This window comes from Microcystis sp. LE19-41.2A, from assembly GCF_027530405.1.
In the GTDB taxonomy this organism is placed as follows: domain Bacteria; phylum Cyanobacteriota; class Cyanobacteriia; order Cyanobacteriales; family Microcystaceae; genus Microcystis; species Microcystis aeruginosa.
In genome coordinates, this window is the sequence record NZ_JAPZQJ010000559.1 from 1 (window position 1) to 8,835 (window position 8,835).

Sequence of the window (8,835 nt, forward strand, 5' to 3'; positions counted from 1 at the left end):
ACCCTTATATAGAAAGGCATTTAGCGATTTTTGTCAATTATTTCTTATCTAGAGCGAACTAATCAATTAAGTCTCTTGCCAGATAAGGATTTAGTCGATTTATGCCCCCCTATCGAACCATACCAAGTAACGAAGAACCAAGAAATGTCCTAATAATTTCGCCTGTTCTTTGGTAATTGACCCTTTTCCTTCAATTAAACTAGAGGCAATTTTGTCAGAGCCAAGGATTCTGGCTATGTCTTTCTTATTAACGCCTTGCTGTTCCATCAAAAACAATAACATAGAATGAGGTGTGGTTGATTCCTGTAGATAAAAGCTTTTTTCAAAATTCCCAATTAAAAAAATTAGAAGCTCATAAAGTTCATCTTCTTCGGGAGTTCGCTGCTGACGGTGCATTAATTCTTCCACAATAGCCAAAGCTTTTTCATTTTCTGCCTCTGTTTTAATAACTTTAGGTAAATGGCGAGCTAGTAATTCTTTGTATTTTTCTGGATTAAAAGTAAGGGTCATCGGTGTCAAGGAGATACATTTCAGGATTCGGATGCTTCCTCGGCTAACGGTTTTAGGGACTGACGGTACTCTTGACCAAACTGCATTGCCTCTTCGTAAGCCGGATCATCAGCAAAAGTGCCGACAATTTTTTCCCACCAGGGAGTTTCGCTGACAGTAGGTAGCAAACGCTTAAGCAGTGCTACTTCAGCTTCTAAAGTTGCTAGTCTTATCTCTAGATCAGTGCTTAACATGGTTGACATATCCTCCCATTCTGCTCTTGCTCGAAGGTTAGCTCTAAAACAAAATTTGTTTCAACGCCAGAAGCCATACGATGAACTGATGAAACGTTTTCCATCGGTAATTCAGTTGCTTGTCATCGTCAGCTAATAAACTACTCCCGTCCGCTACTTTGTCCTTAGCTGCTATATTAACTGGTTAAACCGTGTTTTAGGGCAAAACGTACCAATTCCGTGCGACTATTAGTACCAGTCTTGCTAAATAAGCGACTGACGTATTTTTCTACGTTTCTGACGCTGGTTTCTAGACGACTGGCAATTTCTTTATTCATCAATCCCTCCGCTACTAAATCTAAAACGCTTTGTTCCCGGGGGGTAAGGTCAATTTTAATCGGGGGGGGAGTAGTAGTAAAAGTGTTCTGTTGTCCCACCTGCTGTTTTAATTCCCGGATATCTCGGGCAATTTCTTCTAATCTAGCGTTTTCGCTGGTGGCTTGCAAGGATTGACGACGGCGCTCGATTAAAGACTTGATTAATGCTTCTAATTCTTCGGGATCGAAAGGTTTGGATAGATAAGCATCACAACCGGCATTATAACCCTGAATGCGATCGCTCGTCATCCCCCTAGCAGTGAGAAAAACCACGGGAATTGTCTGAAAACGAGCATCTTCGCGCAATTTCTTCAGAAACTGATAGCCATCCACCTGCGGCATCATAATGTCGGAGATGACTAATTCCGGAATTTCTTGATTGAGTAAATCCCAGGCTTCGTTAGCATTACTAGCAGTTTTTACCTCGAAGTCATCCCCGTACTGTAGATATGCTTGCACAGATTCACGAACCCCCGGTTCGTCATCCACTAACAAAACTTTCGCAGGTGTGTCCATCAATTTCTCGCAGCGATCGAATATTGTCCGAATCCTATCTTATCAGCTATCAGGAGCCGGTCGTCAGGAGTCAGTAGTCAGGAGACAGGAGATAGGAGTCAGGAGATAGGAGTCAGGAGACAGGAGATTATTTTTATTTATTCTTCCCACACCCTACGCCCCACACCCTACACCCCACACCCTACACCCTACACCCCACTTCCCCACTTCCCCACTTCCCAGATCATCCTCAAGATAGTGACGGTGAGTTAAACTAGCAGATAGAACTAAAAAGTTACAAAAATCACCTAGATTATTTTACAATCCTTTCACCATTCTTAACAAATCCCGTGACCATTCTCTGCTGGCTCGATCGCATTAGTGCTTCTGATCGCCCCCTGGTGGGGGAAAAAGCTTTTATTGCCAGTGAATTACATCAGCGAGGATACCCAATTATCGGGGGATTTGCCATTTTTAACCGCATTTTTGCGGAATTTTTGGAAACTATCAACAATGCTGACTCTTTCTTGACTGATTTTCCGCAATCTTCCCTCTATTTAGACGTAGATAACGCAAAAGCTCTGCAATTAGTCGCCAAAGAAAGTCGGCGGGCCATTTTACAAGCGCAAATTCCTCCTCTCTGGTTAGAACAACTAGAGGCGGCCGTGGCACAATTATCCATGGATAGCCTAGTATGGCGCTTTTCCCTACCAGCTAATCTGGCTCGGCGAACGCTCGGTTTATTTTCCGCCCCCATCAGTGGAATTAAAGCAGATAATCTAGAAAATGCCCTAAAACAAGCTTGGGCGGAGTTATTCACCGCCAGAAGTCTATTTTATTGGCGAAAAATGGGAATTGGTTTAGAAAACATTCAATTATCTTTACTGGTACAACCGTTATTACCGGCCAATTGTGCGGGAAATGTGTTGATTAATGACGATAACTGGAAAATTCAGGCAGTTTGGGGGTTAGGACACAGTTTAGTTAATGGAGAAGTGGCACCGGATACCTACATTATCGATCGCTCCGGTCAATTACGCAGTCGGCAATTAGGCAATAAATCCCGCGCTTATTATCTCAATAGTGACAGTAATCTGCTCGCGCCACAATTATTAGCACCCAGTTTACAAGAAAGCTACTGTTTAGATAATTTCGCCCTCGATCGCCTTTGTCAACTGGTTCAATTTCTGCTGACGGAAAAACCGACGTTAACCAGCATAGAATGGCTGATGATGCTGGATGGTCAAATTTATATTCTCAACTGTCACAGTCAGGAAATCACCCCCACTACCTCCAATTATCCCTTAAGAGGATTAGGGGCATCCCCGGGGTTGGCATCGGGAGTGGCAAAAGTGATCAGCAATTTCGACTCCCCAGAGGCAAATTTTCAGGATTGCATTCTGGTTACTACTAATTTACCTCCGAAAAAACTGCCCCATTTACGCCAAATTAGAGCAATGATCACGGAACAGGGGGGATTAACTAGCCATGGAGCCATTTTAGCCCGGGAATTAGCCATTCCTGCCGTTGTCGGGGTGAAAAATGCCACAGAAATTATCCGCTCAGGCGAGATAATTTTAGTAGATGGTACGAGGGGAATTATTTCTCTAGCATCTCAGGAACAGATTTCCTTGCCCCCACCACCCCCCAGAGAAACCGACGGGACGGCAATTGCTACCCGTTTGATGGTTAATCTCAGTCAAACTGAAAGTATTGCCGGAATCCGAGAACTGCCTATTGATGGGATCGGTTTATTGCGCTCAGAATGGATGATTTTAGACTTACTTTCTCAGCGTAATCTAGAAGAATGGTTAACACCAGAGCATCAAGAAGCATTGATCGAGAGATTAAGTGATTTAATCGCACAATTTGCCCTTAGTATCCAGCCTAAGCCTTTATTTTACCGTTCTTTTGATGCTCAACATTCGGCTCAAGACAGTCGGGGAACCCATGGTTATATATTAGATCCGACTCTATTCGATCTGGAATTGCAAGCTTTACGACGGGTACAAACCACCAGCGCCACCAATATTAATTTACTGCTTCCCTTTGTCCGCGGGGTTGAGGAATTTATTTTCTGCCGGCAACGGGTACAATCGGCTTTACTCACTCAAGTCCCTTCTTTCCAATTGGGGATAATGGTGGAAGTACCGGGGGTAATCTTTCAATTAGCGGATTATGTGCAAGCGGGGGTACAGTTAATCGCTATTGGTACTAATGATTTAACTCAATTACTTTTAGGTAGCGATCGAGAACATTTCTCAGAATATTTTAACGCCCGTCATCCCGCAGTCAGGGCAGCTTTAAAACAAATTATCACTCAAGCAAAAGTTTTACAGATTCCCTGTTCCGTTTGTGGCATGGCTATCGTCCAGTATCCTGAACTTATCGATGATCTGATTGCTTGGGGTGTGACTTCTCTTTCGGTGGATACAGAAGCAGTTTTAGCCACTAGAGAGGCAATTGTTCGCGCCGAAAGAAGATTTTTATTGGAAAATAGCAGATAAGCTAAACGGCGCTTAACCTGCATGATCCAACAGCTATAACCCTTTTGGAGTCTATATCGGTGATCCGAAGTAAAAGCCGTTTAGCTTAACTTCCCCACTACCTCACTACCCCACTACCCCATCAACCCACTTCCCCACTACCCCACTACCCCACTTCCTAATTCATACTTTGTGCTTTTTGTCAAAAAAACTTTTTTTTTGCAATAAAACTACACAAAAAAAAGATCATCGTTGTGGGTGAAATTGACTGATTTACCTGTCTTAATGAGGATTACCTTCTAGGTGTGGCAAGGGTTTCAACCGTTGCTGCCCAAAAAAGCATAGAATACCCCACTATGAAATTCAGTAAAATCGCTGTAACCATTGTAACATCGTTGTTAAATAAAAATCTTTCTCAATTAATTCTTAAGAATTTGTAAATATTGCGAAATGTTAATTTAAATATTCTCAAGTTTTTGGAGTTCATAGATAATTTTTGCTTATCTTTGTCGAAAAATAGAACTTCTGCAAAAATCCAACATCTACCATTGGGTTAGGAGTCTCCGAGTCAGGAGTCAGGAGTCAGAAGTCAGGAGTCAGGAGATTATTTTATTTATTCTCCCCACACCCCACACCCTACACCCCACACCCCACACCCCACACCCTACACCCTACACCCTACACCCTACACCCCACACCCCACACCCTGTCCCCTAATGCCTAGAGAATTTCAATAATTCCTTGACTGCCATCGAGACGAATTAATTGACCATCTTTTAACAATTTCATGGCATTATGCACATCCATAACCGCGGGAATTCCGTATTCTCTGGCAATAATAGCACCATGGGATAATTGTCCCCCCACCTCGGCAATAATTCCCACAGCCTGGGATAATAAAGGCGACCATCCTGAGTCAGTATAGGGAATAACGAGAATAGTATTAGGGGCAATTTCTAGATTTTGTAAGCTGGGCATAATTTTGATTCGTCCCTCCACTGTCCCCCCACTAGCGGCAATTCCCTGTAAGCGTTTTTTGGCAGTTAAATTTGAAACTAAAAATTCTCTTTTCGGTGGTTGTCCATAAACGATGTAGGGAATATCGGTTAATTGAGAGTTTTCTTGGAATTGTTGGCGACGCTGACGGATAATCTGCTTAAGATTGGCGATTTTATTATTCTGACCCAACTGGGTAACTTCTGAGTAATTTAGATAAAATATATCTCCCGTCTCCGATAATATTTGCTGCTGTAACCAGAGGGTTTCTAAAGCGAGAAAATGCCAGCGTAGGTGAGCTAAAAGACGGGAGTAAATTTCAGTTACCTGGTTTTTGATATTTAATCTTTTTTGGACAGTATGGGAAGATTTGACTTTTTTATGGCTATTATTACCCGGACTATCTAAGGGGAGTTGTAGCAGCTCTTGGGGATTTTCTCGCCATCTCGGTATGGAAATATCAGTCCCCACTTCGCTTAAATAACCGTAGGTTTCTAACCAGAGGGAAAAAGCTGAGTCAAAATCTCGATCGATCGTATTTTTTCTCAGTTCAGATAGCGATCGCATTGAGGCTATTTCTGGTGCTTGGGAGTTATCCAATTTCTCAAAAGGTACTTGCGAAATACTGCGACGCAAAGCAAAGCTAAGAGGAGCAAGAATACTATAATAGGTAGCTTTTTTTAAGACGGTTAAAATCTCCTCAATTTGCTCTAAAATCTCTCCAGAAGATAAAGCTTCTAGGGAAGTAGCGTTAATTTTTTCGAGCGTCGGAATAAAATAGGTTTTTTGATCTTGGCTAAAGTCTTTTTCTAACTGTAATTCCCGTCCTAAAAGTTTTAATAAACCGGGGGAATTAGCCAGGGTTGCCGTTAAAGGTGGTTTGGTAAACTTTGCCCCTTTGGTCAGAAATTCTAAGCTTTCTGGAGGTAATCCCATGCGCTGGAAAATGGTTCCTAATAAAGAAGCATTAAAATAGGCTCTTTGATAGTGTAAAGTGGCTGTTTCATTGAAGTCCAAATCGAGAGCTTTTTTGTCTAAAACTAACTGGAAAATATCTCCCCAAACTCCACAGGTTAAAGGACGATTAATTGACCAAGGCAAAGGACGAATCACCCCGGGGATAACTTCAGCCGCGATTTTTCTTGTCCAAATTGGCTGTAAATTAGTGATAGGACGGCACTGTAATAACCATAATTTTTGTCCGTCATGAGTCCATTCTATATCTTGGGGAATGCCATGATCAAGGGTTTCTAATTGCCGACAAAGATTAGCTACCTGTTGAATAATAGCTGGGGGAATATCTCCCGCTCCGATGATGATATTTTCTTCTAAATTAACTCGATAACTTTCGGGGGTGATTCTTCCCGATACAACTCTGGTGGCATCTCCGGGTAAAGCTTCAATAACTACATCTAAACTGAGAGGATTAATCGGATCGCGACTGAAGGCAACTCCCGAAAAAACTCCTCGAATTTGTTCTTGGATTAACACAGCCATGGCCGTGTTTTCTTGACCTCGATCGAGTCGATAATTAACAGCATTAGGACTATTGTAGGAGGTTTGGCAACTTAAAATCGCCGCCGCTAAATTTTCTCGATCGATGACGTTAAGAATTGTGGTATATTGTCCCGCAGATGAGGCGGTTTCACTATCTTCTCCAATAGCGGAAGAGCGCACGACTAAGGGATGATTAATATCAGGATTAAGAGATTCTATTAACGGTTGTGGATCATCCCCCGGTGGTAAAATCCACCCCCTAGGAATGGGATAACCGGCACGCTTAAGATAGGCTAAAGTGGCGGCTTTTTGTCCCACTTTTAAGGCCGTCAGATTGTCATCAAGGGTTTGGAGCGATCGATCTCCACGAAAAAAACGAAACATAGTTTTTGATTCATTGTTAACACTTGCTTCGGGTAAGTCTAAATCGTCGGCTATTTTTTGAAAAATTGCCCCTAATAAACAGGCTAAAGCAATGGCAGTTATAATATAACCTGAATCGTGGGGACGGCGCAAGGTGAGAATTAAAGCTAATAAAAATAATCCTACCAATCTACCCGTAGATTTTTCTCGAAAAATAGTAAAGCTAATCCCACTAATGATTGAGGTGAGAAAAACAGCGACAAAATCGTGAACGATTAATCCCCAGAAAACATTAGTAGTTCCCGCACCTTTTCCTAACCAATAGCGCCCCATGACTAAGGCAATTAAAGCTAATAATTCCCAAGGGGAGCCGGTGGGAAAAAATAAACGGGTTAGGAAAATAACGATAATTCCCTTGGCTGCTTCCGAAATTACCGCCAAAATTCCCACCAATTTACCCCCATGGTAAAAAGCGGCAGTTACACCGATATTACCAGTACCTAATTGGGATAATTTACGTCCAGTTACTAGATAATTTATCCAATCGATCAGAGGCAGTCCCCCGATTATAGGACAGACTAAAAAAATAAATAGGGAACCCCAAATTTCTCTCATTTAAAATGCGTCTTAGTTTAGTATCTTGTCTTAGTAACGACCTTGAGAACATGAACACGAAAGCGATAAAATAAATTGAGTTTAATGGCTTAAAACCCAAGCAGATGGAGCAAATAAAGGCAATAATTGCGGATTTTAAGCGGCAAAATCAACGAGAATATACTTACCTTTAAACTGAAGAAAAAAGCGAAAAGAGTAAGGTGGACGATGCACACCCTACAGACTTAAGAAAATCTGATTGACAGTGAGATTTAATTCCGTGAAAGTCTGGGAAATTAGGCGATCACTGTCTCGAAATTGCCGAATTTGATATTCTTCCTCAACTAAGCAACAAACAGAGATTGTCGGTTGTTTAGGAGTGCCGAGAAAATTACGCCCACCCAAGGCTGCATAATCGACAATCCAATATTCAGGAATACCCATTTCTTCATAATCAGCAAATTTTAAGTAGTAATCATCACGCCAGTTAGTCGATACGACTTCAATGATCAGAGGGATAGATGCACCATCCCTAAGGATTGATTCTTTTTTCCATAATTTTTCCTGAGCGAGCTTGGTTCGATTTAGCACTAATACATCGGGAAAATAACCAGAATTTTTACCAGCAGGTCTGACAATCGCTTGGTTAGGAATTAAATAAGGAAGCCCTAGTCTATCAATTATTCCACTGAGTTTAACAGTTAAAAATCCTTTGATTTCCTCGTGTTCTCCTGCGGGTTGTGCCATTTCAATAATATTTCCCTTGTGTAGCTCATAACGCACTCCCGAATTTTCAGGCAGCCAAAGGACGAATTCCTCGAAATTAACAGTTTTAGGTAAAGTTTGGCTCATAGCTGGCAAAATAGCATTCTCTCTCTACTAACTTCCTTAGCTCTATTTTACCTTGAAGTAAGGTGGGCATTGCCCACCCTACAAACTCTCTACACAATCTGCGATCGCACTATCGCTGCCAAAAACGATGAGGACGAAACCAAAAATATAATTGGTAACGACGGCGAGGTTCATAAAAGGAGTCAGTTGCCAGTTAGTTTTTAGATCTCCATTTGGCAATATTACACCCTCATAAAATTCTTTACCACCGGAGCCGCCTAGTAAGTTTATAAAGAGGTCTCCTTGATTAACGCTGAATGTTCCAGCCCCTCCTGTTGACATCCTCACCGCCGTAAACGGACGGTGATTCCCAAACCTCACGATTTAGGTTTCTGCTTCTTTCCCGAAGGATTTTTCGCACCTGCCTTAACAGATTTACTCTGTTCTGGTCTTATGGTCGCTCTACAGACTGAC

General features: G+C 42.0%; 7 protein-coding genes. 1 reads left to right on the top strand and 6 read right to left on the bottom strand.

Annotation, left to right across the window (positions count from 1 at the left end):
• Nucleotides 1-99 precede the first annotated feature (99 nt).
• The 3 genes from O9290_RS23505 to O9290_RS23515 all read right to left on the bottom strand — a co-directional run bounded on the left by O9290_RS23505 (nucleotide 100) and on the right by O9290_RS23515 (nucleotide 1,615).
• Complete coding sequence (locus O9290_RS23505; RefSeq protein WP_288056643.1) at nucleotides 100-510, bottom strand: helix-turn-helix domain-containing protein; 411 nt, start codon at nucleotides 508-510, stop codon at nucleotides 100-102.
• A gap of 20 nt (nucleotides 511-530) precedes the next feature.
• Entirely contained in the window at nucleotides 531-743 is a 213-nt protein-coding gene (locus O9290_RS23510) for a hypothetical protein (protein ID WP_002757840.1), read from the bottom strand.
• A gap of 176 nt (nucleotides 744-919) precedes the next feature.
• A complete protein-coding gene (locus O9290_RS23515; protein ID WP_002757839.1) occupies nucleotides 920-1,615 on the bottom strand; it encodes a response regulator transcription factor in 696 nt (231 codons plus the stop codon).
• Between the two features lie 329 nt (nucleotides 1,616-1,944).
• Between O9290_RS23515 and O9290_RS23520 the strand changes: the two genes are divergently transcribed.
• Nucleotides 1,945-4,101 carry a putative PEP-binding protein gene (locus tag O9290_RS23520; RefSeq protein WP_288056647.1) on the top strand — a complete coding sequence of 719 codons (2,157 nt, stop codon included), beginning with the start codon at nucleotides 1,945-1,947 and terminating at the stop codon, nucleotides 4,099-4,101.
• A 699-nt stretch (nucleotides 4,102-4,800) separates the two neighbouring features.
• Here the strand turns inward: O9290_RS23520 and O9290_RS23525 are convergent.
• The 3 genes from O9290_RS23525 to O9290_RS23535 all read right to left on the bottom strand — a co-directional run bounded on the left by O9290_RS23525 (nucleotide 4,801) and on the right by O9290_RS23535 (nucleotide 8,601).
• Nucleotides 4,801-7,551, bottom strand: coding sequence for a glycerol-3-phosphate acyltransferase (locus O9290_RS23525; protein WP_288056650.1), 2,751 nt, complete (start codon nucleotides 7,549-7,551; stop codon nucleotides 4,801-4,803).
• Between the two features lie 216 nt (nucleotides 7,552-7,767).
• Nucleotides 7,768-8,382: a Uma2 family endonuclease gene (locus tag O9290_RS23530; RefSeq protein WP_287733041.1), complete on the bottom strand. Its 615-nt coding sequence runs from the start codon at nucleotides 8,380-8,382 to the stop codon at nucleotides 7,768-7,770.
• 78 nt (nucleotides 8,383-8,460) lie between these two features.
• On the bottom strand, nucleotides 8,461-8,601 hold the full coding sequence (locus tag O9290_RS23535) for a hypothetical protein (protein ID WP_164517016.1): 141 nt from the start codon (nucleotides 8,599-8,601) through the stop codon (nucleotides 8,461-8,463).
• Between the last annotated feature and the right edge of the window lie 234 nt (nucleotides 8,602-8,835).